At 71.6% G+C, this 26,419-nt stretch carries 12 protein-coding genes; 10 read left to right on the plus strand and 2 right to left on the minus strand.

Translation table 11 applies throughout. From position 1 onward, the window contains the following. The first annotated feature begins 259 nt into the window (after positions 1-259). The 8 genes from QSK05_RS20640 to QSK05_RS20675 all read left to right on the plus strand — a co-directional run bounded on the left by QSK05_RS20640 (position 260) and on the right by QSK05_RS20675 (position 23,740). Positions 260-8,056 carry a MupA/Atu3671 family FMN-dependent luciferase-like monooxygenase gene (locus QSK05_RS20640; protein WP_285598902.1) on the plus strand — a complete coding sequence of 2,599 codons (7,797 nt, stop codon included), beginning with the start codon at positions 260-262 and terminating at the stop codon, positions 8,054-8,056. Continuing rightward, positions 8,053-12,177, plus strand: a complete 4,125-nt coding sequence (locus QSK05_RS20645; RefSeq protein ID WP_285598903.1) for an AMP-binding protein — start codon at positions 8,053-8,055, stop codon at positions 12,175-12,177. The genes QSK05_RS20640 and QSK05_RS20645 overlap by 4 nt, the downstream gene beginning before the upstream one ends. Beyond that, positions 12,174-16,592, plus strand: a complete 4,419-nt coding sequence (locus tag QSK05_RS20650; protein WP_285598904.1) for a type I polyketide synthase — start codon at positions 12,174-12,176, stop codon at positions 16,590-16,592. Before QSK05_RS20645 ends, QSK05_RS20650 begins: the two co-directional genes overlap by 4 nt. Further along, the gene (locus tag QSK05_RS20655) at positions 16,589-18,412 is read left to right on the plus strand and encodes an ABC transporter ATP-binding protein (RefSeq protein ID WP_285598905.1); all 1,824 of its coding nucleotides are present in this window, start codon (positions 16,589-16,591) and stop codon (positions 18,410-18,412) included. Before QSK05_RS20650 ends, QSK05_RS20655 begins: the two co-directional genes overlap by 4 nt. Beyond that, entirely contained in the window at positions 18,402-20,261 is a 1,860-nt protein-coding gene (locus tag QSK05_RS20660; protein ID WP_285598906.1) for an ATP-binding cassette domain-containing protein, read from the plus strand. Before QSK05_RS20655 ends, QSK05_RS20660 begins: the two co-directional genes overlap by 11 nt. Positions 20,262-20,286: 25 nt before the next feature. Further along, positions 20,287-21,783 (plus strand): amino acid adenylation domain-containing protein, encoded by a 1,497-nt coding sequence (locus tag QSK05_RS20665; protein WP_285598907.1) that lies wholly within the window; start codon positions 20,287-20,289, stop codon positions 21,781-21,783. A 51-nt stretch (positions 21,784-21,834) separates the two neighbouring features. Next, on the plus strand, positions 21,835-23,157 hold the full coding sequence (locus QSK05_RS20670; RefSeq protein WP_285598908.1) for a condensation domain-containing protein: 1,323 nt from the start codon (positions 21,835-21,837) through the stop codon (positions 23,155-23,157). A gap of 61 nt (positions 23,158-23,218) precedes the next feature. Then, complete coding sequence (locus tag QSK05_RS20675) at positions 23,219-23,740, plus strand: hypothetical protein (protein ID WP_285598909.1); 522 nt, start codon at positions 23,219-23,221, stop codon at positions 23,738-23,740. Positions 23,741-23,864: 124 nt separating this feature from the next. Here QSK05_RS20675 and QSK05_RS20680 read toward each other — a convergent pair whose 3' ends face one another. Both QSK05_RS20680 and QSK05_RS20685 read right to left on the minus strand, forming a co-directional pair. Next, complete coding sequence (locus QSK05_RS20680; protein ID WP_285598910.1) at positions 23,865-24,062, minus strand: hypothetical protein; 198 nt, start codon at positions 24,060-24,062, stop codon at positions 23,865-23,867. A 97-nt stretch (positions 24,063-24,159) separates the two neighbouring features. Then, on the minus strand, positions 24,160-24,381 hold the full coding sequence (locus QSK05_RS20685) for a hypothetical protein (protein ID WP_285598911.1): 222 nt from the start codon (positions 24,379-24,381) through the stop codon (positions 24,160-24,162). Positions 24,382-24,477: 96 nt separating this feature from the next. Between QSK05_RS20685 and QSK05_RS20690 the strand changes: the two genes are divergently transcribed. Both QSK05_RS20690 and QSK05_RS20695 read left to right on the plus strand, forming a co-directional pair. Beyond that, on the plus strand, positions 24,478-25,758 hold the full coding sequence (locus QSK05_RS20690) for an AAA family ATPase (RefSeq protein WP_285598912.1): 1,281 nt from the start codon (positions 24,478-24,480) through the stop codon (positions 25,756-25,758). Beyond that, entirely contained in the window at positions 25,755-26,411 is a 657-nt protein-coding gene (locus QSK05_RS20695) for an RNA ligase family protein (RefSeq protein ID WP_285598913.1), read from the plus strand. Before QSK05_RS20690 ends, QSK05_RS20695 begins: the two co-directional genes overlap by 4 nt. Positions 26,412-26,419: the final 8 nt, after the last annotated feature.

Below are 26,419 nucleotides of genomic sequence, written 5' to 3' on the forward strand. Positions count from 1 at the left end.
CGTCACCGGGGCGCGGGTTAGGATTCAGGGGAAAACGGCTCATAGGTGGCCTGGTTCGGGCTCGACGAGGCCGACGCTGTGCGGTTGGGGTGCATTCTGCGGCCACCAGCGGGTGCATCAATACTGCATGAGTACAAGGGGAAACCGAAGACCCAGGGCGCTGCTCCACGGAGATCCGGCCCGAGATTCTTTCGGCGGTACGACGTGGGCGAAGGTGCAGTAATACCGGCATGTCTCGACCGGGGGAGGTCTGATCTGCATGGTTTCACGCTCCGGTATCGCGGTGCTGGGTATGGGTTGCCGATTGCCGGGCCGCATCCACCACGTCGACGCCCTGTGGTCGGCGTTGTGCGACGGCGTCGATGCGGTGACCACCCGGTCTGTATCGCTCTGGCACACCGGGGTAGAGGAGTTTTCACCGAACGGTGCCGGTTCGGTGACCGGTGGTTTCCTGGAGAACGTCCTGGAGTTCGACCCCGGCTTCTTCGCGATCTCACCGCGGGAGGCCGTCAACATCGACCCGCAGCACCGGCTTCTCCTCGAGACGACGTGGGAAGCGTTGGAGCATGCGAATCTCGCGGCCGATGCGCTGGCCGGCAGCGCGACCGGCGTGTTCGTCGGGATGGGCGGTGACGACTACACGCAACTGGCCACTGCTCCCGGCCGATCCGCGCGGCTCGACCCGTACTCGGTCACCGGGGTGAACCGGGGGGTGGCTGCCGGTCGCCTGTCGTACCTGCTGAAGACGCACGGGCCTGCCCTGACGGTGGACACCACGTGCTCGTCGTCCCTGGTGGCGGTGCACCTGGCGATGCAGAGCCTGGCCGGTGGCGAGTCCGATCTCGCCATCGCGGCCGGAGCTCACCTGGTGCGGACGCCCTGGAGCATCGCTGCCCGCCGGCTCACGAACGCCCTTTCGCCCACGGGCCGGTGCCGGGCGTTCGACGCCGAGGCCGACGGGTTCGTCCTCGGTGAAGGAGTCGTGACGCTCGTGCTGAAGCGTCTGGACGACGCGCTGCGGGACGAGGACCCGATCCTCGGGGTCATCCACGGGTCGGCCATGAATCACGACGGGCCGAGCAGCGGCTTGACCGCACCCAACGGGCGGGCCCAGGAAGCGGTCCTGCGCAGCGCACTGCGCGCCGGCGGGATCGACCCCCTGACCGTGGGCTATGTCGAGGCCCACGGGACCGGTACATCCCTCGGCGACCCGATCGAGGCAGAGGCCCTGGCCGCGGTGTACGGCCGGGGACGTCCGCCTGCGCAACCGCTGGCGATCGGGTCGCTGAAGACCAACCTCGGTCATCTGGAGGCTGCCGCCGGCATCGCCTCGTTGGTGAAGGCACTGCTGGTCGTCGGGCGCGGCGCGCTGCCCCCCACTCTCCATCACCGCACGCCCAGCCCCCATGTGGACTGGGCCCGGGCCGGGCTACGCGTTCAGACCGAACTTCAGCCGTGGAACGGTTCTCGGCCGCGTCGAGCGGGTGTGAGCGCTTTCGGCCTCAGCGGCACTAACTGCCACCTGGTGGTCGGCGAACCACCGGAGCCGGAGCGCCGCCGCGCACGAAACGCGGGCCGCAGCCACGGAGCGTCGTCTGCGGTGTTCGCGCTCTCCGCCCGTGATGAACCGGCCCTGCGCGTGCTGGCCGAGCGCTGCGCGCAGGCGCTGGAACGATCGACCGCTGATCTGGACGACGTCTGTGTCTCGGTGACCCGGGGGCGATCGCAGATGCGCAGTCGGCTGGCGCTGGTCACGGACAGCGTGGCGCACACGCGGAAAATGCTGTCAGCGTACGCCTCCGGCGGCGAGGTGCCCGGGTTGCACACGAGAACGCTGAGTCCGCAGCACGCGCGGGTTCCGGTCCTGCTCGTTCTGCCGGCAGGAGTCAACCGGGTCTGCGTCCGCCGGCTCTACGAAGGCCTGCCCTCGTTCCGGCACGGGTTCGACCGGGTGGTCGACGCCGGTCGGCGGTGTGGTGTCATCACGGCCGCCACGCCGGAAGAGTTCACCGATCAGACCGGACCGGTAGCCGATTTCGCCGTCCGTCACGCCGTGGGCGCGATGTGGACCGCATGGGGACTGGGCCCTGACGTCATCGTGGCCGAGCCGGCGACCGGGTGGGTGGCGCACGCTCTGGCCGGGGGATGCTCCCTGGAGGAGGCTCTCGCGGCGGTGAGCCGGGGTGCTGCGTCGCCCTCGTCGAGCCTGTCGCTCCCGCCGCTCCCGTCGCCGGAGCTCATGGGCCCGGCGGTCCCGGTGGTCGTGAGTGCTCCCCGGCCCGACGACCCCGAAACCGGAGACAGCGCGCTGGTGCGGGCGTTGGCATCGGCCGGGCCCGATGAAGGTCCTTGCCTGGTTCTTCAGGTCGGTGGTGGTGTGGACCTGGCCGGAGGGCTGCCGGGAAGAACTGCCGCCGGTGTGCGGGTGGTCACCAGCCTGACCGGAGCGGGGGACGGCGGCCCGCGCGAGATCCTCCAGGCGCTTCCGGAGCTCTTCGTGGCGGGACATTCGCTGAACTGGGACCGGATCGCGACCGGGGCCCGGACCGTTCGTCTGCCGGGCCATCCGTTTCGACGACATCGCCTGCTGCTGCCCGGGGTACCCGAGCCGGTGGAACCGGACGACCACATCGAAGGTGGAGATGATGAGATGGGCGATCAGGTAACCGGTATCCGTGACGACCTGCGGGTGGAACTGGCGCGGTTGCTGGCGATGGCCCCGGATCGGGTGTCCGAGGTGACACCGCTGCTGGAGCTGGGGGCCGACTCGCTCGTTCTCGCTGCGGTGGTCCAGTTCGTCAAGGACCGATTCGGCGCCGTGGTGTCGGTGCGTCAGTTGTTCGAGGAGGCCCGGACGATCGACGATATAGCTTGCCGGGTGGCGAAGGACAGCGGTTCGCCATCCGCAACGGTCTCACCCGACGACCGGCCCGGCCCGGACCCGGTTCCGCCGGTCTCCCTGGTTCCCCCGGTGGCCCCGGTGGCTCGGAGCGCGGGTGAAGACACACCGTCCGAGGCGGAGGCCGCTGTCGCCGTGCTGCAGGCCCAGGTCCGCGCGCTCACCGCCCAACTGGCCGAACTCCGGGCCGCTCCGGCCCTCCAGGCGGCCGATGGCGACGCGGCCGCCGGTGCGGGGGGATCGCTGCCGGCCCGGGCGCCGGCCGCCGGGGCCGGGCGCGCGGGTGGTGCGCCGGTACGCCGGAAGGACCCGGAGCCCTACATCGCCGATGTGATGCGTCGCTACCACGCGCGCACCTCCGGCTCACGCGAGCACGTCCTGCGGCACCAGGACCGGCTGGCCAACAACCGCCGTTTCGTCGCCGCGTCGAACCCGGTGGCCGCACAGACCCGCTACCCGATCTTCAGTGAGCGTTCCGAAGGCTCCCGCATCTGGGACTGCGACGGGAACGAGTACCTGGACCTGTCGATGGGTTTCGGGGCCCACCTGCTGGGTCACAATCCACCGGCGGTGATGCGTGCGCTGAAAGATCAGCTGGCGGAGGGGATTCAACTGGGCAGTGCCAGCCGGCACGCCGGTGAGGTGGCCGAACTCGTCGGGCAGATCACCGGGATGGAGCGGATGTTCTTCTGCGTCTCCGGGACCGAGGCGGTGATGACGGCCCTGCGGATCGCCCGGGCCGCCACCGGCCGGTCCAAGGTGGTGATCTTCTCGAAGGCGTACCACGGCCATTTCGACGGGACGCTGGTGACGGCCGGAGCTGACGGTCCCGGTTCGGCCGGGCCGATGGTGGCCGGGACCACCCGGGGGATGGTCGAGGACGTGCTCCTGCTTCCGTTCGACCGCGCGGACTCCCTGGAGGTCATCTCGGCCCGTGGCGACGAGATCGCCGCCGTCGTGGTGGAGCCGGTGCCCAACGGGGATCCCGGAGTGCAGGCCGGGAGGTTCCTGGCCGATCTGCGGGAGGTCACCCGCCGGTCCGGGACCGTGCTGGTGTTCGACGAGGTCCTGACCGGCTTCCGGCTGGCCCCCGGGGGCGGCCAGGAGCTTTTCGGGGTCCGGGCGGATCTGGTCGCCTACGGCAAGTGCCTGGCCGCCGGACTCCCGATGGCCGCCGTCGCCGGGTCCCGGGAGTACATCGACCTGGTCGACGCCGGGTCGTGGTTCGGGGAACCTCGCGTGCCCTCCGGTCGGGCGCTGACCTATACGGCCGGGACGTATGCCAATCACCCGCTGGCCCTGGTGGCTGCCCGGGCGGTGCTGGGACAACTGGCCGACCAGGGCCCGCGGCTGCAGGAAGGGCTGAACGCCCGCGCGGATCGCATGCTGCGAGGCCTGGCGGACGGTTTCGCGCGGGCTCAGGTGCCGGTCACCGCGCCGGGCCTCGGATCCTTCTTCCGCTTCGCCCAGGGAGCGAATCTCTCGTACACGCTCCAGCCCATGGAGATGGACCTGTTCCGGGTCAATCTCGCGTTGCGCGGCGTCTACGTCGCCGAGACGGGGGCGTCCTTCCTGTCCACCCGCCATACCGAGGAGGACGCGCAGCGGGTGGTGGCGGCAGCGATCGACGCAGCGGAGGAAATGCGGGACGCGGGCCTGTGGGAGCAGGACCGGAGGTCGAACGGGGTCGTCGCACCTCACCGGGCCGGCACGTTCGGGCCCGCCCAGGATGTACCCCAGGATGCACCCCGGCACGCCTCTGGCTTCCGGACCCGTGAGCGCGAGCGACCGCCGGACACCCCGCCATCCGATCGTCCTGAGCCGGCCAGCGTCGAACTCAGCCTGTCGTACTTCGGCGACAGCACGTTGATCGCACCGGACGATCACTACCGTCTCCTGCTGGACGGCGCCGATTTCGCCGACGCGAACGGCTTGGCGGCCGTGTGGTTGCCGGAGCGCCACTTTCACGCCTTCGGCGGCTTCTCACCGAATCCCGCGGTGCTGGCGTCGGCTCTGGCCGTGCGCACGGAGCGGGTCGGCCTGCGCGCGGGCAGCGTGGTCGCGCCCCTGCATCACCCGGCGCGGATCGCCGAGGAGTGGGCGCTGGTCGACCGGTTGTCCGGTGGCAGGGCCGGGATCGCCTTCGCCTCCGGATGGAACGACACGGACTTCGTCCTCGCGCCGGGTACTTTCGCCGACCGGCGCACGACCACACTGCGCAGGATCGACGAGGTCCGCCGGTTGTGGCGGGGTGAGGAGGTCGAGTTCCCCGACGGCGACGGTGCGTCCAGATCGGTGGGTACCCATCCGCGTCCCCTCCAGAGCGAGCTGCCGGTCTGGCTCACCACGCTGGGTGGTGGGGACGCGTTCGCCGCCGCGGGCCGGATCGGTGCCGGGGTCCTGACCAACCTGCTCAGCCAGGATGTCGCACAGCTCAGGGAACGCATCCGGCAGTACCGCCAGGGCCGGGAGGAGGCACAACTCGACCCCGCGGCCGGGCGGGTGTCGGTGCTGCTGCACACCCTGATCGGGGACGATGCGGAACGGGCGCGCGCGGCCGCAGCCGGCCCGCTGGAGCGATACCTGCAGGCGGCGGTCGACCTGACCGCACGGGTGAGCAGCGGCACCCGGCGCCTCGACCTCGACCGGCTGGCCGACGACGACCGTGACTATCTGGTCCGGACCGCCCGGGACAAGTTCCTGCGGGAGAGGGCCCTGATCGGCGACGTCTCCAGCGGCCGGGCCCTGGTCGCCGAACTCGCCGACTCCGGTGTCGACGAAGTGGCCTGTTTCGTCGACTTCGGGGTCTCTCCCGACCTGGTGCGCGAAGGCTTCGACGCGCTGAACGAACTGCGCCCCTCACCCGTCGCTGCCCCGCTCCAGCGGCCCGTGGCGCACCTGTCCTCGCGTTCCCGGGGTGAGGAAACCGGGCCGGCGGCACCGGACGTGCATCTGCCCACCACCCCGAACCAGCAGCTGGTCTGGGCGGCCGCACAGCTGGGGGACGAGGCGTCCATCGCCTACAACCTCCGCCGGGTGCTCCGGCTGGTCGGCGATCTCGATCTCGACAGCCTCCGCGCCGCGTTCCAGGACGTGGTGAACCGGCATGAGGCGCTGCGGGCCGGCTTCACCGAGGACGGCCTCGGCCAGCGGATCGGTGCCCCCGCCCCCGTCGACCTGCCCCTGACCGACCTGTGCGCCCTGGACGAGGCCGCGCGGGCCCGGGGCATCACGCAATGGCTGGATCAGGAGGGGAACCAGGCCTTCGACCTCGCGACCGGCCCACTGATCCGGGCCGGCCTGCTGAAGGAGTCCGCGGATACCCACTTGCTGTGCCTGACCGTTCATCACGTGGTGGCCGACGGAACGGCCGAGGGCGTGGTGATGGCCGAGCTGGGTCAGCTGTACGACCAGCATCGTGGCCGCGGAGCCGCTCCGGCTCCGGCGCCGCGACTGGCCGATCATCTGGGCAGTCCGCCCCGACCGGCCCGGACCGAAGACCTGGAGTACTGGCAGCAACAATTCACCCCCATGCCGCCCCCGCTCACCCCGGCCGGTGCCGGCAGCGGGCGCTCGCTGGCCGGGCACACCGGTCGCCGGATGTCCCGCGACCTTCCCGAGGAGGTACTGGGCCACCTTCAGACGTTCGGTGCGGCGCACAACGCCAGTCCGTTCATGCTGCTCCTGGCCGCCTTCACCTGGTTCCTGCACCACGAGACGAGCCAGGACGACCTGGTGGTGGGGATTCCGGTCTCGCGCCGCTCGGTCGAGGGCCCGGACGCCCGGCTCGTCGCCTACTGCGCCAACCTGCTGCCGATCCGATCCCGCCGGGCTGCCGGGCCATCCGGGTTCGTGGAGCACCTGGGCCGGGTTCGGCGCACGATGCTCGACGCCTTCGACCACGAGGCCTGTTCACTGGCCGAGATCCTGCGGGTGCTGCCCCGGCGTGAACGGTGGGGTCGGCCGTCGGTGATCAACGCCGTCCTGACCTGGGACCGGGTGGTGGTCCCGGCGATGGCCGGACTGCGGGTGCAGCACGTGGAAAGCCCGTCCACTGCCGTGCGTTTCGACCTCGGGCTCAACATCGCGCACCATGCCGACGGGCACCGCATCACGTGGGAGTTCAACACCTCGGTGTTCACGGAGTCCGAGGTCCTGGGGCTGCACGATCGGTTCATGGCGTTGCTGCCCTCCCTGACCGCTGCGTCGCCGGCTCTCGCGCCGGACGGTCACCCCGAGGACGGTGACGGCCTGCTGGCCCTGATCCAGCACCGGGCCACGCGGCAACCGTCCCCGGTGGTACTCGACTTTCAGGGTGTCCCGCTCGACCTGAGCAAGGTGGTGGCCCGGGCGCGGGCCCTCGCGGCGCGACTGCAGGCGTGCGGTGTGCGACCTGGAGAACCCGTCGGGCTGAGAGTCGGGCCGGGCCACGGCCTGCTCGTGGGGCTGCTCGGGATCCTCTGGTCCGGCGGGCTGTGCCGGCCGGGCGAAGGAGCGGAGGGTGATCCGCCGCCCCGGACCACCGTCGGCGACCGTTCCGCCACGGTGATGCCCGGCACCGAGGTGGTGCCGTTGGACACCTGGGTGGCGGGGGTGACGGCAGCACCGGCACCGCGGGATCCGCAGGTCCCCGCGCTGGCCCTGCCGGACGGTCAGGTGCTGAGCGGCGCCCAGCTGGACGAGGCGCTCGAGCACCCCGTCGGTGCGACCACCCCGGCGCCGGTTCCCGGCCCGGACCGGCTTCCGGAACGGATGGCGGACGCCACCGACTGGCTGACCCTGCTCGGGGTGGCCGCCGGCCGGCGGCTCACACGTCCCGAAACGACGGCGGCGAGCGGACTCCCGCAGCCGCAGACCCGGCCGGACCGCGACGTCGAGGCCGCCGAGCGCCGGATGGCGGACATCTGGGACCACGTGCTCCAGCGTGAGGGCACCGAACCGGACCAGGACTTCTTCGAGCTGGGCGGTGACTCGCTCCGCGCCATCCGGATTCTCGCGAGGGTCCGGACCGGCTTCGGCCGGCGGTTACCGGTCGACGTCTTCTTCACCGCCCCCACCGTCCGTGAGCTGACACAGCACGCGCTGGGGCGCGCCGGAACGGACGGTGCTGTCGTCACGGTGACCGAGTCGGCCCAGAAGGAGCAGCAGAACGCATGAGCGGACAGCCGAACGGATCGAGTCCCGAGGACGAGCACACCCCGGCTGCGGTTCAGCGGCTGCAGGATGTGCTGAAGCGCACCGCCGGAGTCGGCGACGGATGGGTTCTCGAGCGCTGTGACCGGCAGGGGCAGACGGTTCTCGTCGCCTACGTCGTCCCGGACCACCCGGTCAGCCACGCCGACCTGCTCGACCGTCTTCGAGGTGCCTGCGCCGACCTGCCCGTGCCCCTGCACCTCGTCCGGATGTCGGCCCTGCCCCGGCAGGCAGGGGGTGAGATCGACACCGATCGGTTGCTGGACGTCCCGGTGATCGATGCCGGCGTTCTGCGCGACAGTGAGGACTCGGCCCGCCGGGCCGGGGCAGCCGCGGTGGAGGCCCGGGTCGTGGATGCTCCGGCCCCGCGCATCCAGGGCCTGCTCGATCTGCGCAGCCCGGTCGGCGCGGCCTCGCCCGGGGGTGCACTGACCGATCCGGGGCCTGCGCTCGTGCGGGCCCCCGATCTGCCCGGTGAGTCCGGTGCCCCTCTCACCCTGACCGATGCCCTGCGCCGGGGTGCCGCCGGTCCGGGGCACGTCGTCCTGGCCCGGGAAGAGGGCCACCGGACCGTGATGTCCTACGCCGACTTGCTGGAGCGCGCCACCCGCGTGGCCGGCGGGTTGCAGCGGGCCGGTGTCGGTGCGGGTGACCCGGTCCTGCTCCAGGAGGCCGGTCACGCCGACTTCCTCGGCGCGTTCTGGGGGTGCCAGCTGGCCGGTGCGATCCCCGTCCCCTGCTCGGCTCCCACCGCGCTCGCCGGCGGTGCGGCCGGCGAGCGGCTGGAAGTGGTGTGGGACCTGCTCCGGCATCCGCTGGTGATCAGTGATCACGCCGATCGCCTTCCGGACGCCATGCGGGGTGTCGCAACGGTTCTCACCGTCAGTGAACTGGCCGCGGCGCCCGTGGGACAGGTCGTGCCGATCCGTCCCGATGCGATCGCCGTGATGCTGCTGACGTCCGGAAGTACCGGCGTCCCCAAGCTGGTGACCCAGACCCACCAGGCAATTCTGGCGATGGTGGCCGGATCCGTCGCCGAGAACCACCTCACGGCCGACGACGTCTCCGTCAACTGGTTCCCGCTCGACCATGTCGTCGGCCTGCTGATGTGTCATGTGCGCGACGTCTGGCTCGGATGCGTCCAGGTCCACGCGGCGACCGAACTGGTGCTGGAGGAGCCTTTACGCTGGATCGACCTGCTCTGCGACCATCGCGCCACCACGACCTGGGCGCCCAACTTCGCCTGCGCCCTGGTCAGCTCCCGGGCGGCCGAGTTCCCCGGACGTTCGTGGGACCTGTCGGCGCTGCGCTCGATCATCAACGGCGGCGAGATGGTCGTCGCCGAGCAGGTACGGCACTTCCTCGCGGTTCTCGCCCCGTTCGGGCTGCGCGACGACTGCATGGTCCCGATGTGGGGCATGTCGGAGACCTGCTCGGGAGTCACCTACGCCCACGACCACACCGGGGCCGCCACGTCCGTGGTGGGTGCGGTCTGTGTCGGGCCGCCCGTGGCCGGGCTGTCGCTGCGGATCGTCGCCGAGGACGGCACGGTGCTGCGCGAGGGGCAGACCGGTGACCTGGAGGTGACCGGGTCGATGGTCACCGCCGGGTACCACGCCAACGAGGCGGCGAACCACGAGGCCTTCACCGCGGACGGGTGGTTCCGCACCGGTGACCGGGCGCAGCTGCGCGATGGGGCGCTGACCATCGTCGGCCGGTCCAAGGACATCATCCTGATCAACGGGAACAACATCACCGCCAGCGATGTGGAAGCGGTGGTGCAGCGCTGTCCGGGGGTGCGGGAGAGCTTCACCGCCGCCGTGGCCCACCGCCGGGACCGCGACGCCACCGAGGGTCTGGTCGTCTTCTGCAGCCCGCGCCCCGGGCACGACGCCTCCTTCGTCCGGGGCGATGTGCGCCGTCGTGTCCTGGAACAGTTCGGGGTGTACCCCCGCCACGTCATCCTGGTCCGGCCGGAGGAGATACCCAAGACCTCCATCGGCAAGATCCAGCGCTCCCTGCTGGCCCAGCAGTTGCACGGCGGTGCCTTCGCCGACCGCATCGACACGCCCGCCGGGACGGAACGGGCGGCCGAAGCATCCACCCTGTGGCTGGCCGAGCCGACCTGGACCCCCCGCGGCATCACTCCCGGTGCATCGCCCGCCGCGACTGCGTCCGTGCTGGTGCTCGCCCCGGACCAGGACACGGCCGGCCGACTGACGGCGCTCCTGTCCAGCCACTACCGGCGGTGCACCGCCGCCGTGCTCACCGCGGAACTCACGGACGGGTGGCCCGGCCTCGGGCCGGACACGTCCGGGTCGTGGCCCGCCGACCGGACCGGTCCGCCGGTTCTGCACACGCGGGGTGCCTGGGAGGAGCTCCTGGCCCGGGAGGTCCGCTCGGAGCTCGGCCACGTCGTCCTCGTCCTGCCGTCGTCCGGGACCGGGCCCATCGAGGTGCCGGCCCTCCTGGACCGCCAGACAGCGCTCGCCTCCATGGTCGTCGATGTGGCGAGATCTCTTTCCGCGGAACATCGTTCGCCCGAACCGATGCGACTGAGCGTGCTCGTGCCGGGAGCCTGCGCGGTGCTCGACGGCGAGCGTCCCGCCGCGGAGCTCGCGCCGCTGCGGGGACTCGTGCGAAGCCTGGGGGCCGAACTACCGGCTCTGCGGGTCCGGCTGATCGACGTGGCGCCCGGCCGGGAACGGGACGCGCTGCCGGATCTGACCGCTCCGGCGCACGAGGTCGAGGTCGCCCACCGTTCCGGGCTGCGCTGGGTGCCGGTCCTCGCCGGTCGGCGGCCCGGCCCGGTGGCATCGCCCACCCCCCTGTTCCGCGCCGGTGGCGGGTACGTCGTGACCGGAGGGCTCGGCGGGATCGGGTTCGAGGTGAGCCGGTACCTGCTCGGGTTGCCGGGGGTGCGCCTGCTGGTGCTGGGCCGGCACCTCCTGCCGGGCCCGGATGCGGCGGGTGCGGCAGATGCGGAGGGTACGGACCAGGTCTCCGGTCGCGTTCCGGGGCAGCGTCTGGAGGAGTTGCGGCGGCTCGGTGACGTCCGGTACGCCGCCGTCGACGCCGGCGACGAGGCGGCCGTCCGGTCTGCGGTGGCCGAGGCGGAGAGTGTCTGGGGAGCAACGATCTCCGGCGCCGTGCACCTTGCCGGCGAGATGGACGGCCGACCGCTGGCCCGGCTCGACCGTCGGCGTCTGCGCGAGGTACTGGGCGCCAAGGTGGCACCCGCGGAGGTCCTGGGCCGCCTCGTGGGCGAACGGGGCGGCTTCGTGCTCGCCTTCTCGTCGGTGAACGCCCTGTTCGGGGGGAAGGACGTGACCGGGTACGCGGCCGCGAACAGCTACCTGGACGCCTGGCAGCTCCGTCTTCAGGCGGAAGGGATTGCTGCGTATGTTGTCTCGTGGTCGCGGTGGCGTTCGATCGGGATGAGTGCCGCGGCCGAGGACGAGGAGCTCGTCCGTGCCCGGGGCTACCGGGTGCTGTCGGCACAGGAGGGTTTACAGGCCCTGAACGAGGTGTCGCTGCGACCGGCCGGGCACACGGTGGTAGGTCTCGATCCCCACAGCCCGTTCTTCCTGACCCGGGTGCTGTCCGAACCCTCCGGGACGGACCGCCTCGAGGTGGGGTGCGATCGTCTGCCACCGGGCTCGCAGGAGTTCGCCGTTCCTGACGCCCTCGGACGGCGGGTGCTCGGGCGGCGCAGGTCCGACCCCACCGTCGGCCGGGCGGTGGCCGGTGATGCCGCAACGGTCTCGGCGGTCGCCGGGATCTGGGCGGATGTCCTGGACGTCGCCGACGTAGGACGGCGCACAGGATTTTTCGACATGGGTGCGCAGTCCCTGCACCTGCCCCGGGTTCAGCACCTGCTTGAGGAGCGACTGGCCGTGCGCATCGAGCTGGCCGACGTGTTCCAGCACCCGACCGTGCTCGCACTGGCCGCGCACGTGGACCGTCTTCGCGGGGGCCGGGCCGTGAGGGCAGCGGCCGGGGCTGATCGCCCGGACGCAGCCGACCGGCGTGCGGCGGCGTCCGGTTTCGCACGGTTGCGCGCGGCCCGGGGAGACCAGGAATGACGCCGGCCGGCAGCGGGTCCGGCCTCGACATCGCCATCGTGGGCATGGCGTGCCGGTTCCCGGGGGCTCGCTCGCCGGAACAGTTCTGGGAGAACCTGGTGGGCGGCGTGTCGTCCATCCGCTCGTTCGACCAGGAGGAACTCATCCGTGCGGGGGCCGATCCCGAGCTGGTCCGCAACCCGCGCTACGTGCCCGTGACCGGATACCTGGAGGGCGCCGACGAGTTCGACCACGGCCTCTTCGGGATCACACCGTCCGAGGCGCGGGTCATGGATCCGCAGCACCGGCTCTTCCTGGAGTGCGCCGCCGAGGCGCTGGAGAGGTCCGGACGTGACCTCCGGCGGGCGGACGACGTGCGGATCGGCTGTTTCGGCGGTGCCGGTATGGCGTTGTACGCCGGATCGGCCCTGAACTCCTACTTCGGGAACCACCTGGTGCGCGAGCCTGACCTGCTCGCGGAGCTGGCGCCGCTGCAGGCGTACGTCGCGACGCAGACCGACCATCTGTGCAGCCGGGTCTCGCACCGCCTGGGTCTGCGCGGACCGAGCATCGGGATCCAGACCGCCTGTTCCACCGGGCTGGTGGCGGTGCACCTGGCCTGGATGTCGCTGCTGGCCGGGGAGTGCGACCTGGCCCTGGCCGGAGCGGCCGGTATCCACTTCCCGGTCGCCGGCGGATACCTGTACGAGGAAGGCGGGATCCTCGCCCCCGACGGCGTCTGCCGCCCCTTCGACGCCTCGGCGTCGGGGACGGTCGGCGGAAGTGGTGTGGGCATGGTCGCGTTGCGCCGGCTCGACGACGCGCTGGCCGACGACGACCCGGTCCTGGCGGTGGTCCGGGGCAGCGCGGTCAACAACGACGGCGCGCTGCGGGCCGGATACCTGGCCCCGAGCAGCGAGGGCCAGGTGGACGTGGTGCGATCGGCGCTGAGAATGGCCGGGGCCGAGCCGGCCCACGTCGGGTACATCGAGGCGCACGGCACCGGGACGGTCCTCGGTGACCAGATCGAGCTGACCGCGCTGGAGGAGGTGTTCGTCGGGGGAACCCCGCGCGGGTGTCTGCTGGGTTCGGTGAAGTCCTCGATCGGGCACCTGGACGTCGCCGCCGGGACAGCCGGGCTGATCAAGACCGTGCTCGCCCTCCAGCACGGTGCTGTTCCGCCCACTGCGAACTTCCGCACGCCCAACCGGCGGATCGCCGCCGGGGACTCGCCGTTCCGGGTCGTCACCGAGGCCGTCGCGTGGCCGGCCGGACGTCCGCTGGCCGGGGTGAGTTCCTTCGGCGGAGGTGGCACCAACGCACACGTCGTCCTGGCTCCCGCGCCGCAGCGCGACCGTCGTCCGGGTACCCCCGGCCCGGTGCTGCTCGGTATCACCGGGCGCACCGCGCAGGGCCTGCGCACCCAGGCCTCCGATTACGCCGAGCACCTGCTCGCCCATCCGGAGCAGCTCCTGGAAGACGTTGTGGCGACGGCGAACACCGGACGAGTGGTGTCCAGTCACCGGGCCGTGATCACGGCGGACGACCGGCCGACGCTGGTCGACCGGCTGCGGGCCGTCGCGGGCGGCGACGACACGGGCGCGGTCGCCGCCGGCAGCGTGGACCCACGCCGGGCCGGGACTCGGGAGCAGCCGGTGTTCCTGTACTCCGGTCAGGGCGGCCCGCTGAACCAGGCGACCGAGACCCTGCGTGCCCACCCGGTGTTCCGCGAGGCGCTCGAGGAATGCGCGCAGGAACTGGGCGAGGACGGGCCGGTGCTGATGGATCTGATCCGGGCCGCCGATCCGGTCCTGGCCACCCGGGCCCGGTGGGCCCAGCCGGCCCTGTTCGCCTTCCAGTACGCCCTGACCAGGACGTGGTCCGCGGCCGGGGTCGAACCCGTCGCGGTGCTGGGTCACAGTCTCGGCGAATACGCGGCGGCGTGCACCGCCGGGGTGTTCACCCTCGGGACGGCGGCGAGGCTGGTGCAGGCCCGCGGGCGGTTGATGGACCAGCTGTGCCCCACCGGCGCGATGGTCGCGATCCTGGCCGGTGAGGACCAGGTCCGGGCGGCCGTGGACCGGGCCGGCTCGCTCGCCGAGGTGGCCGTCGTGAACACGGACCAGGTCGTCGTGCTCGGTGGCCCCCAGGCCGACCTGGACGCTGCGGTCGCCGCCCTCGACGCTGACATCACGACGGTCCCGGTGCCCACGACGCATGCCTTCCACACCGCGGCCGTCGAGCCCATGATGGCCGACTTCGCGGCCGTGGTCGCGCAGGCCACGTTCCGGCCGCCGACCCTGGGCGTCGTCCCGTGCCTGGGCGGCGATCCGCACGGCCTGGCCACCCCGGACTACTGGGTCCGGCAACTGCGGTCGCCGGTCAGGTTCGCCTCGGCGCTGCGCGAGATGGCCGACCAGGAAGGAGAACGCGTCTTCCTGGAGATCGGTCCCTCGGCGACGCTGAGCCGGCACGGCCTCTCCCTGGCCGGTGCGACGACGTTCGTCCCCTCGGTACGAGTGCGCCCAGGGGCGGTGGACTCGCTCGCCGACGCGGCCGGCCGGTTGTTCGTGCACGGAGTACGGGTGGACCTGGACCGGCTGACCGCCCCGGGCCGACGGCCCGCCCGGGTGCCGGTGCCGTTGTCGCACCGCATCCCGCAGCGGCACTGGGTCGGTCCACACCTGCCCCCGGCGCCCGGCGCAGTGAGCCGTTCCTCGGGGCCGGGTGACCGCCGCGACCCGGCTGCGAACACTCCCGAACGGCTCTTCGTGGCATCCCTGGAATGGGAGGACCATCCGCTGCCCGACGCTCTCGCCGGGCCGTCCCCGGGTCGGCACTGGACCGTTCTGGCCACCCCCGGCGACCCGATCGCCGAACAGCTGAGCAGCGCCCTCGCGCACCACGGCCACCCGTGCGATCGCCAGGACGCCGGAAAACCGGTGACCCGACCTTCGGCCCCCGTGCACCAGCTGTCCCCGGACAGCCCGGCTCCCGCCTGGGGGGTGGTCCAGGTGCTCCCGTCCGACGACCACGCCACCCCCGTCCTGGAGCAACTGGCCCCGGCCGTCGCCCGCCTGCGGGACTGGACCGGCGGTCAGCCGCCCGCCCCCGACCGGGTCGTCTTCCTCACGACCCGGGCGACCGGGCAGTCGGAAGAGGCACCGGACCCGGCCCAGGCCGCGGTGTGGGCCCTCGCACGGGTCGCGCGCCTGGAGAACCCAGCCATCACCGTCCACTGCCTGGAACTGGTGCGGACCGCCCCGGACACCGTCGTGCCCGACATCACCGGGGGCGACGAGCCGGAGGTCTGCTATCGGGACGGTGTACGACGTCGTCCCGGTCTGCGGGAGGAGACCCTGCGGGTCGAGCCCCCGGCGCTCGCGGCCGACGGGACGTACCTGGTCACCGGTGGCCTGGGGGCCCTGGGGATCCAGGTGCTGCGCTGGCTGGGCAGCCGGGGCGCCACGACCGTGGTCGCCGCCGGGCGGACCGCGGACCACCAGGACGACCTGCCCGTCCTCGCCGAGCTCGCGGCCGCCGGGGTCCGGGTCGTCACGGCCGCCGTCGACGTGGCCGATGCGATCCAGATCCGGCAGCTCCTGGACTATCTCGACCGTTCCGGGCCACCCCTGCGGGGGGTGGTCCACGCCGCGGGAGTCCTGTCCGACGCCACCCTGCCCCATCTCGAGGAGAGCACCCTGGCGGCGGTCTTCGCCCCCAAGCTGGACGGCTCGCGCAACCTCGACCGGGCCTGCAGCGAGCGCTCGCTCGACTTCTTCATCAGCTTCTCGTCCTCCTCGGCCTGGTTCGGGGCACCGGGCCAGGCGGCCTACTCGGCCGCGAACGCCGCCATGGAAACGGTTTCGGCACATCGCCGGGTGAACGGACAGCGGGCGGTCTCGATCGCCTGGGGGCCCTGGGGCGAAGGCATGTACGCCGCCGGACGGGAACGGCGCACCGTGGTCCCCGCGGTCGTGGGCGAGATCGACGCCCAGCAGGCGTTCACGGTCCTGGATCATGCGGTGACCCACGGCTCGGACCTGCTGGCCATGGTGCTGGACCCGGCGGCCCGGTCGACCGATCGGCGCCCGTCCGCCCTCGCCGCCCAGCTGTGGTCGCCCGGTGACCGCCGGGGCCCGGCGGCCGCGGCCGCCCGCCGCATCCGGGAAGCCCAGCCCTGGCAACGGGAGCAACGACTGGGGGAATACCTGATGGCCGCCGTCTCCGGGGTGACCGGAGCCTCGAGCGAGGAGTTCGACAGCACCGTGCCGTTCCAGGAGCAGGGGATCGACTCGCTGACCGGGCTGCGCCTGCGGGACCGGCTGAACTGGGACCTCGGTCTCCGCCTGCCGGCCTCGTGCCTCTACCGGCATCCCACCGCCGTCGATCTGTCGGCCCATCTGATGGACCTGGTCTGCGGGGTGAGGACGTGAACGCCTCGTCCGTCCGCGCCACCGCCAGGAGAGCGCGGACCTGGTCCGCCGCGCCGACGGTCGTCCTCGCGCAGCAGCTGTTCGTCGTCGATCCCGTTCGCGCGCTCGTCCTGACCGCCCTGGTCGGGGCGGCCGGGGCGCTGCCCGCCGTCGTGGCGGTGGCCAACGGCTACCTGGTGGGCACCGTCAGCGGCTCCGACGCCCTCCTCGACGGGGCGGTGGTCGCGGCGCTGGTCTCGCTCGCGGTGGCCTTTCTCTGCCTCCAGATCGTCGCGCCCCTGGTCAATCTGCTGGCCGACGCCCTGGGGCGTCGCGTCGGCGATGCCGTCCGGGAGCGGCTCATCCGGGCCATGACGCGCTCGGCGGACGTCGGGCCGCTGGACGACCCGAACACGGCGAACCAGCTCGCGGTCGCCCAGGGCGCGGCCGGAGCGTCGGTCGGGGTGAACGATGCCGTCGTCGCCCTGGCCAACATCACCCTGCTGCGGACACAGGCGGTGGTGTCAGGTCTGGTCCTGCTGTGGTTCGACGTGTGGGTGGCGGTTTTCCTCGTCCTGGCCTACCTGACCCTGACCCTGCTGATGGCAGCGGAGTATCGCGAGCAGCAGCGCGCTGCCTACGGCGATCCGGACCGGCTGCGCCGGGCCTCGTACATCCGTGACCTCGCCCTGTCCGGCGATGCCGCGAAGGAGGTGCGCATCTTCGGTCTGACCGGCTGGCTGGAGGAACAGTTCAGGAGCCAATGGAGTCCGGGGGTGGGACGTGCCTGGTTCGGGGCGAGTACACGCCGCGTGCTCCCGGCCGCGGCGGCGGTCGCCGCGGTCCACGCCCTGGCCTATGCCCGTCTCGGGCTGGCGGTGGCGTCGGGGGAGATCAGCTTCGGCCAGTTCGTCACCTTCGCCACCGCCGTCACCGGGGTCGCCGCCGTGGTCGCGCTGACGATGGATCTGCTGAACCTGGGTGCGGGGGCGCGTCCGGTGGCCGCCTGCGTGGAGCTGGAACGCGTTCTCGGTGGTGACGAACCCGCCCCGGTCGTACCGACCTCCCTGCCGGAAGGGGAAATTCGTTTCGAGGGGGTAGGTTTCCGCTATCCGGGCAGCCGGCGCTGGGTGATCCGGGGCCTCGACCTGGTGATCCGCCGCGGCGAGACCCTGGCGATCGTCGGGTTCAACGGCGCCGGGAAGACGACCGTGGTCAAGCTGCTGTGCCAGTTGCACCAGCCGGTCGAAGGACGGATCACCGTCGGGGGGACCGACCTGCGGGAGCTGGACGCACGCGCCTGGCAGCGGGACTTCGCGGTGATCTTTCAGCACTTCAATCACTATCCGCTGTCTCTGGCCGAGAACATCGGGCTCGGCGCTCCCGGCGGGGACCAGACGAGCGGGAGCATCGAGATCTCGGCCGCCCTCGCCGGGGCCGGGCACCTGGCCGCAGGGCTGGAGCACGGTTACGACACGGTGCTGTCACGCCGCTACCCCGGTGGTACCGATCTGTCCGGAGGTCAGTGGCAGCGGGTTGCCATCGCGCGGGCCGTTCACGCCGTGCGCTCCGGCGCCTCGTTCCTGGTCCTCGACGAGCCCACCGCGGCACTGGACGCCCGTGCCGAGGCGCGCTTCTACGAGGAGGTCATGACGCAGGTCGAGGTTCCCGCGACGATCCTGATCTCGCACCGGTTCGCCACCATCCGGCGGGCGGACCGGATCGTCGTGTTCGAGGACGGTCAGGTCCTGGAAGACGGCACGCACGAGGAACTGATGGACGTCGGTGGTTCCTACGCCCGCATGTTCACGATCCAGGCGGAGCGCTTCGGTGTCTCCTGAGCGGTGGGGCCGAGGGCCGCGACCGGTCGCGACCGTCCCGGACGGTGCCCCGGAGACAGGCGAGCCGACCCTGCTGGAGGGTCTGCGGGCGGTCCTGGCGTTGTCACTGGCGGCTGACCGTGGCCGATCCCTGGCCACCGTGGCGATGTTCGGCCTGCGGCCGTTGGGCCAGATCCTCACCGTGGTCTTCCTCGCGGCGCTGACCGATGCCGCCGATCGCGGCGACACCGCTGCGGTCTGGGCCTACGCCGTGGCCGGGGGCGTGGCCGCGGGCACGACCGCGCTGGTCATGCGGACCTCCCTGAACGTCTGCGCCCGGCTGGTCGAGCAGACCTCGTCCTACGTCGACCTGCGGTTGCAGAACCTGGCCCACCGGATGCCGGGGATCGAGCACTACGAACGGCCCGACTACCTCGACCGACTGGAACTGCTCCGCCAGGAGCGACCTCGCCTGACCGAGGGGGTGGACGTCGTCGCGCTGGAAATCGGTGTACTCGTGCGTCTCTCGGTCACCGCGATCCTTCTGGGATCGATCAGCCCGTGGCTGCTGCTGCTTCCGTTGGTCAGTGTCGTTTCCCTGGTGGCGGCGCGGCGGGCCGAACGGATCCGGCAGGACGGCCTCGCGCACGCGGCGGTCGACCTGCGCCGGGCCCGGGACTTGTTCGCCGTGGCCGCCTCACCGAGCGCGTCGCTGGAACTGCGCGTCTTCGGGGTGGGCGGGCGACTGGAGCACCTGCACCGCGACAGTGGACGCCGGGCGCGAACCCTCATCGAGCAGGCGGCCTGGAGAGGGCTGGGGCTCGTGGTGCTGGGCTGGTTGGTCTTCAGCGCCGGGTACGTCCTGGCGCTCCTGCTGGTGCTGACGTCCTACCGCAGCGGCACGGCGAGCACCGGCCAGGTGGTACTGGCGCTCATTCTCCTCACCAGCATCAATCTCCAGATCACCATGATGGTCCGCTACACCAGTGCCCTGCTGCGGACCGTGCGCGCCGGGGTGAACTACCGGTGGCTGGAGCAGGTCAGTGCCCCGGGCGGATCCGGTGACGGGAAGCGCCGGCCACCCGGGCAGCTGGACCGCGGGATGGAGCTGGCCGGCGTCACGTTCGGCTACGACCGGGCTCCCGGCTCCGCCGTCCTGAGGGACATCGACCTGATCCTGCCCGCCGGGCAGGTCATCGCCCTGGTGGGGGAGAACGGAGCCGGTAAGTCCACCCTGGTCAAGCTCCTGTCCGGTTTCTACCGCCCGGTGCGGGGAGCGGTCCGGGTGGACGGCGTCGATCTGGCCGAGATCGACCCCCAGGCGTGGCGTTCCCGCCTGACCGCGACCTTCCAGGACTTCAGTCGTCTGGAGTTCACCCTCCAGCAGACCGTGGGGGTGGGGGACCTGCCGCGGCTCGGGGACCCGGACCGGGTCCTCGGCGCGCTGGGGGCGGCCGGCGCGGCGGAACTGGTCGAATCCGTCCCCGAGGGTCTGGGCACCCGCCTCGGTGACTCCTTCACCGACGGTGTGGGGCTCTCCGGAGGACAGTGGCAGTCAGTGGCCGTCGCCCGGTCCGCCATGCGTGAGAGGCCGCTGCTGGTGATCCTGGACGAGCCCACGTCCGCCATCGATCCGGTGGCGGAAGAGGTTCTGCTGGACCGGTACGTCGGCACGGCCCGGGCCCTGGCCCGGACCACGGGTGCGATCGTGGTGATCGTCAGCCACCGGTTGTCCACCGTGCGCAAGGCCGACCTGATCGTCTTCCTGGAGAAGGGACGGATCAGGGAGCAAGGACGACACCAGGACCTCCTGGACCGGCAGGGCGGCTACGCCGAGCTCTACCAGGTGCAGGCCCATGCCTACCGCTGAGACGGGCCGAACGCGGGGAGTACTCGTGACGGCGGATGCCCTCGTGCTCACCGGGCTGCGTGCGGCACCGGGGGCGGTGGCGGTCGTCGAGGGAAGCCGGCTCGTCACCGCCGGGCACCTCCTCGCCCAGATCGAAGCCTGGACGCAATTCCTGGCTGCCCGTGGGACCGGACCGGGCACGAACGTGGTGGTGGCGCTGCGACGCAGCTGCGCCCACATCGCGATCGCGGTGGCGGTGATGCGGGCCGGGGCCGGGTACGTGCCGCTCGATCCCGGTCAGCCGGTGTCCCGGCTCACCGCCGTCATCACCCGGGTCGGACCCGATCTCCTGGTGACGGACGACCCCCGGCTCGGCGCCCTCGGGCCGCCGGTCATCGGCTCCGGGGCGATCGAGGCAGATCACGGGTACGGGCCCGGGCGCACCGCCCCGATCAGCCCGCACGGAGGCGACGACGTCGCCTACGTGATGCACACCTCGGGTACCAGTGGGCAGCCCAAGGGGGTGGTGATGCCGCACCGGGCACTGGTGAACCGGTTGCGGTGGGGCCAGGCCACCTACCCGCTCACGCGCGGGGACCGGGTCCTGTGGCACGCCGCCACCGGGTTCGACTTCTCGATCTGGGAGATGCTCGCTCCGCTGGCCTTCGGGGCCAGCGTGGTCGTCGCCGGACCGGACGCCCAGGATCCGCAGACGCTGATGGACCAGGTCCGTGACGACCACATCACCACGCTGCACTTCGTGCCCCGCATCCTGGAAGAGGTATCCACGCTCACCACCGTGCAGGCGGCCGCATCGCTGAGATACGTGTTCTCCGGTGGGGCGCCGCTGGGTGCCGAGGTACGGGACGCCTGGTTACGCAGGTTCCCGTGGACCGCGTTGTACAACCAGTACGGCCCCACCGAGACGTGCATCGACTCGACCGCGTTCCGGTGCACCCCCGGCAGCCGAGGACCCGACGTGCCGATCGGATCGCCGATCTGGGGAACCCGGGTGCATCTGGTGGACGAGTCCTTGCGACCCGTTCCGGCCGGGGCCACGGGCGAACTGCTCATCGGAGGGATCGGCCTGGCCCACGGCTACCTGGGCGCCGCGGACCTGACCCGGGAACGATTCCCCGAGATCCGGTGGCCCGGAGAGCCCGCCCCGGCCCGGATGTACCGCAGCGGCGACCTCGCCCGACGTGACGCCGACGGCCTGCTCGTGCACGCCGGCCGGATCGATCGACAGATCCAGATCAACGGCACCCGGGTGGAACTCGGCGACATCGAGGGTGCCCTGCTGCTGCACCCCCAGCTCGCCCAGGCCCACGTGGAAGGAGTGTCACAGGGACGGCACACCGTCGGCACCATCGCCTACGTCTGCGGCCAAGGGCTGTCACCGGCCGCCGTTCGCCGTCACGCTGCGCAGCACCTTCCGGCCACCGCAGTCCCCCACCGGGTCGTGATCATGCCCGGCCCGCTTCCGCGCACGCACAAGGGAGAGGTCGACGTCCAGGCCCTGCGGGCCGGGAACCGGGCCTGAACACCGGCGCCCGGGCGATCCACCCATCGTCATCGATCGAGGAGAAGTCCCTTGCGCCCACAGATCCACCTCGCGACCGCGGCCCAGACCCGGCTGTACACCATGCCACGCCGCGCCCACCAGGACGGGAGCTTCAACGTCGTCTCCCGGCTGAAGGTGACCGGCCCGCTCGACACCGACCGCCTCGAGCACGCGGTCGGGGCGGTGGTCGCCCGGCACTCGGCGCTGAGGACCACCTTCGCGTGGCAGGGCGACCAGGTGGTCCAGGTGGTCCACGCCACCGCGGCCCCATCGGTCTTCCGGGAACTCAGCCCCACCGATCCCACCCTCGCCGCCGGGCCCGGGCCGGCGGCCGACCAGCTCGCCCGTCACCTGATCGACGGACCCCTGGACCTGGATCATGGCCCGCTGTTCCGGTGCACCGTGCTGCGCTCGGGCGAGGACACGTTCGACGTGTTCCTCGTGCTCGACCACATCATCGTCGACGAGCGGTCCAAGGCCATCATCATCGACGATCTGTGCGCCTCCTACGCCGACCCGGACGTCGACCTCGGCCCTGCCCCCCAGCTGCACGAGTTCACCGATCATGGCGACGAGGACCCGGAAGGCCCGGACTACTGGACCTCACGACTGACACCCCTGCCGCCCAGGCCCTTTCCCGACGTCCGCCCCGAAGACCAGCGCACCGCCTTCAAGGCCCGCGTGTGCGAGGTGCGGCTCGGGGAACTGCCCTCGAAACGCCTGGACGCCATGGCCGCCGCGCACCGGGCCACGCCGTTCTCCGCCCTGCTCACAGCGCTGCTGCGCAGCATCTGGCGGGTGAGCGGTGTCCCGGACCTCAACGTCGCGGTGGTCACCGATCTGCGCTCGCAGGAGGAAGAGTTCGACACCGTGGGGTTCTTCCAGAACAGCACCGTCGTTCGGGAGACCGTGAACCCGGAGCACTCGTTCGCGCAGACCATGGACCGGGTGAAGCGGTCGGTGGCCGGGGCCATCGCGCATCGTCATGTGCCGGTGGGTCATCTGGTCGCCAGTCTCGCGGGAGGTTACGGGGACAAGCGGAACCCGCTGTACCAGATCGGCTTTGCCTACTCCAACGCCGATACCGAAAGGCGCTGGGTCTTGCCGGGTCTCACCGTCCAGAACGTGGAACTGGAACCGGTCGACGCCCAGATCGAGGTGTTCCTCGAGATCAACCGCGTGGCGGAGGGCTACGTCGGGAAGCTCATCCACGCCGTGGGCAGCGTACAACCGGAGCGAGCCGACCAGATCGTGCGGATCTTCGAAGAGCTCCTCGAACGGGCCGCAGACGATCCCGGGCGGGATGACGGTGTCGCTTCCGCACAAAATGCCGGACCCGCTCATCGCCACTAACGTGGCCGGACCTGCCGCCGGCCGGGCGACAGGAGAACCGGAGCATGAAGGAGTGGTGCCGATGAGGATCGACCGTCAGGTGGAGCCGCTCGTGCGGGAGGCCTTGGCCGCGGTGGTCGCGCGGGATCCGGCGCGATCGGTCGTGGCCACCCAGACCCTCGTCGACCAGGGCGATCAGGCCTTCGCCGACGCCGTCGACCTGTGCCTCGCCGTGGACAACCACGTGCTGCTCGACCTGTACGACGGGCCCCCGAACCCCGACAGCATCGCGTCCCTGGCCGACTCCGTCGTGCACATGGAAGCCTGGACCGACATCGACCGGCCGACCGCGCAGACCTTCCTCACCGCCCTGGTCGAGCAGCAGGACCCGGCCTCGCTGCTCCCGCCCGCCGACGCCGTGGAAGCGGGATTCGTCGTCGGGGGCTGGCTGTTGTCGGCCTTCGTGCCCGAGAGCGCCTCCTGGGAGAGCGCCCTGGACCACGCGCTCGAGGCCCTCGGCGCCGACGAGTGGACGGCCGAGGGCCTGGCCAGTGGTGCCGACGGATTCGCCGGCACCGTCCGGAGGGCCAGTCCCAGCCGCTGACCAGGCCGCACGTCCGGGCGGAGTCCTGGGTGGAGATCGGGCCCCCGACCGATCTCACCGCCCAGGAGCTACGCATGACCGGTCCGGACGCCTACATCCATGCGTCAGCCGACCGCTGAGCAGATCAGTCGACGTACCACTTGCCGCACTTGGTCACACCGCTCAGCTCGGCGCAGGCGCGGGCCGCGTACTCGGCGTTGTAGACCGACTCGGTGCGGTTGGGCCACGAACCGCACATCTTCCAGCCGTCCCGCTTGGCGTTCGCGTCGCTGACGATTCCCTTGGTGTTGGGGAACTTACGGAAGCTGCGGTCAACCCACACGCGGTCGCCGGACTGGCGGCCCGATCCGGGGGGTGTTAGCCCTTTCACGGCAATTCGTGTGCATGGTTACGGACCGTGAGATTCACGGGATCGAGCATCAGTAGAGGTACGGCCCGACCGCGGCGATGGTGATCTCCTTGTTGTCCGAGGTGCCGAAATGCCCACCCGGGACGAGCAGCACCTGAACGGCACCGTCCACCCTGATCCGCACCAGTTTCGGTGTGTAGTCCTCCGGCGTGACCTTTTTCGTGGTGCGCCGGCCCTGCTGGTCGAACACCACCAGGGTCATGGTGTGCGGACAGGCCTGCTGGTCGCGCACTTCCGGCCACGCCGCGACCGGAAAACAACTTGCCCGCCGCGCCCAGCCACGCGACTCTCGACCGGTCACGGAAGCGGAGAATCAGGTGAGGCACGGATGGACGCGATCGAGTGCGCGCTGCGCGGAGCCGACGTCGACCTGACGTCGCAGACTCGGCCTGAGCTGGCCGATCTACGGGAATGCCCGCAGTCGGCAGCCTTTCACGCCGAGGGGGACGTGGCGGTGCACTCGCGCTGGGTCTACGACCTGGCCCGCGAACAGGCCGGGCTCCTGGACGATCCCTGGTCCGCGATCACCCTGCGTCTGGCCGGGCTGCTGCACGACGTCGGAAAACCCGTCACCACGAAGGAGATCGGGCCGGGACGCTGGGCGGCCCACGGGCACGACCTGGCGGGCGCCCAGCTGGTCTCGACGCTGTTCGCGACCCATCCGGCGCTGCTGAAACTGCCCCTGGGCGTGTACGCCGGTGTCCACGCGCTGGTCCGCGCCCACATGTGGACGTACGCGGCCGCCCGGATCAATCCGGGTGCGGCCCTGCGGATGTCGCACGTCGCCGATCCGCAGCTGCTGACGGCCCTGTGGGACAGCGACTCGCGCGGGCGGATCTGCGACGACGCCCACGACCTGGCCGATCAGGTCGCCTTCGCCGACCTGGTGCTGCAGGATCTCGACGCGGCCCGGCCCGGCAGCCACGGGGTGCTCGACCAGGTGGCGGTGCGCGGCAGCGTCGACCCCCGGGCCTTTCGGGAGACCTTCCGCGCCGTCGTGGAGGGAGCCATCACGAACGCCGGGGCCGCATCCGCGCATCTGGCGGCCGCCGAGCGGCACAGCACCGGAGGGTCGATCACCTACACGATCGGCCTGCCCGGGGTGGGCAAGTCCACCTGGGCCCGGGAGACCTGGGCACCGGCCACCGGCGGGGTGGTGCTCTCCAGCGAGGGCGCCCGTCGACGCGACCGTCGAGCCGCGGCGGCCGCCGTCCTCCAGCAGATCCCCGAGCACCTGGCCGCCGGGCGGGACATCTGCGTGGATGCCACCCACCTGCTGCGCGAGGTGAGGGACGTGCTGATCACCTACGCCGGCCGGTACGGGGCCGGGCTGCACGCCGTCTACTTCGCGGCTCCGCTGGCCCTGGCCCTCCAACGGCAGACGACCCGACCCGGCGCCGACGCGGTCCCGGCCGCCGCCGTCACGACCATGGCGGCACGACTGCGCTGGCCGACCCCGGACGAGTACCAGAGCCTCACCGTGGTGGAGCCGAACCGCACCTCGTGGGACTACACCGACCACTCCCGATGGCTCGATTCCCGAGCCGCCGTCCTCGCACACCCGGCCGCCCGCGTCCCCTGGTCATCCACCTCCCGGACACCGTCATGAATGCCCGCCCTGCGCAACGGGTCAAGTACCCGCGCACCCGGCACCTGCCGGGCAGCCCGGGTGCCGGTGCCGACGACGAGCACCTGGCCGACCTCACCGCCCTGACCGGCGCAGAGGTAGTGCTGACCGAGAAGATGGACGGCGAGAACACCACCATCGGAACCGGTTACGTGCATGCCCGCTCGGTGGACTCCCGGCCCCACCCCTCCCGCACCTGGGTCCGGGCGCTGGCCGGACGGCTGTGGCCGGACCTGCCCGAGGGGATGCGCGTGTGCGGCGAGAACCTCTACGCGCGCCACTCCATCGCCTACGACGACCTGCCCTCGTACTTCCTGGTCTTCAGCATCTGGCAGGACGACGCCTGCCTGGACTGGGACAGCACCCAGGAATGGGCGCAACTGCTCGCCCTGAGCTGCGTTCCGGTGCTCTACCGCGGGCTGTTCCCCACCGATGGCCCCCGAGAACTGCTGCGGTGCTGGCAGGCCGGCCGGGATGCCGACCGCAGCGAGGGATTCGTGGTGCGGACAGCCGGCTCGTTCGACCGCCCGCAGTTCGGCACCCACGTGGCTAAATGGGTCCGGGCCGGGCACGTGCAGACCGATCAGCACTGGATGAATGCCCAGCTGACGGCCAACCAACTCCGGCGACAATAGGTAGCAAA

The organism is Kineosporia sp. NBRC 101731 (assembly GCF_030269305.1).
Taxonomy (GTDB): domain Bacteria; phylum Actinomycetota; class Actinomycetes; order Actinomycetales; family Kineosporiaceae; genus Kineosporia.

Coding starts and splice junctions, on each gene's coding strand:
- QSK05_RS20675 (WP_285598909.1), top strand. CDS start 23,219: ATGAGGATCGACCGTCAGGTGGAGCCGCTCGTGCGGGAGGCCTTGGCC.
- QSK05_RS20645 (WP_285598903.1), top strand. CDS start 8,053: ATGAGCGGACAGCCGAACGGATCGAGTCCCGAGGACGAGCACACCCCG.
- QSK05_RS20650 (WP_285598904.1), top strand. CDS start 12,174: ATGACGCCGGCCGGCAGCGGGTCCGGCCTCGACATCGCCATCGTGGGC.
- QSK05_RS20640 (WP_285598902.1), top strand. CDS start 260: ATGGTTTCACGCTCCGGTATCGCGGTGCTGGGTATGGGTTGCCGATTG.
- QSK05_RS20690 (WP_285598912.1), top strand. CDS start 24,478: ATGGACGCGATCGAGTGCGCGCTGCGCGGAGCCGACGTCGACCTGACG.
- QSK05_RS20695 (WP_285598913.1), top strand. CDS start 25,755: ATGAATGCCCGCCCTGCGCAACGGGTCAAGTACCCGCGCACCCGGCAC.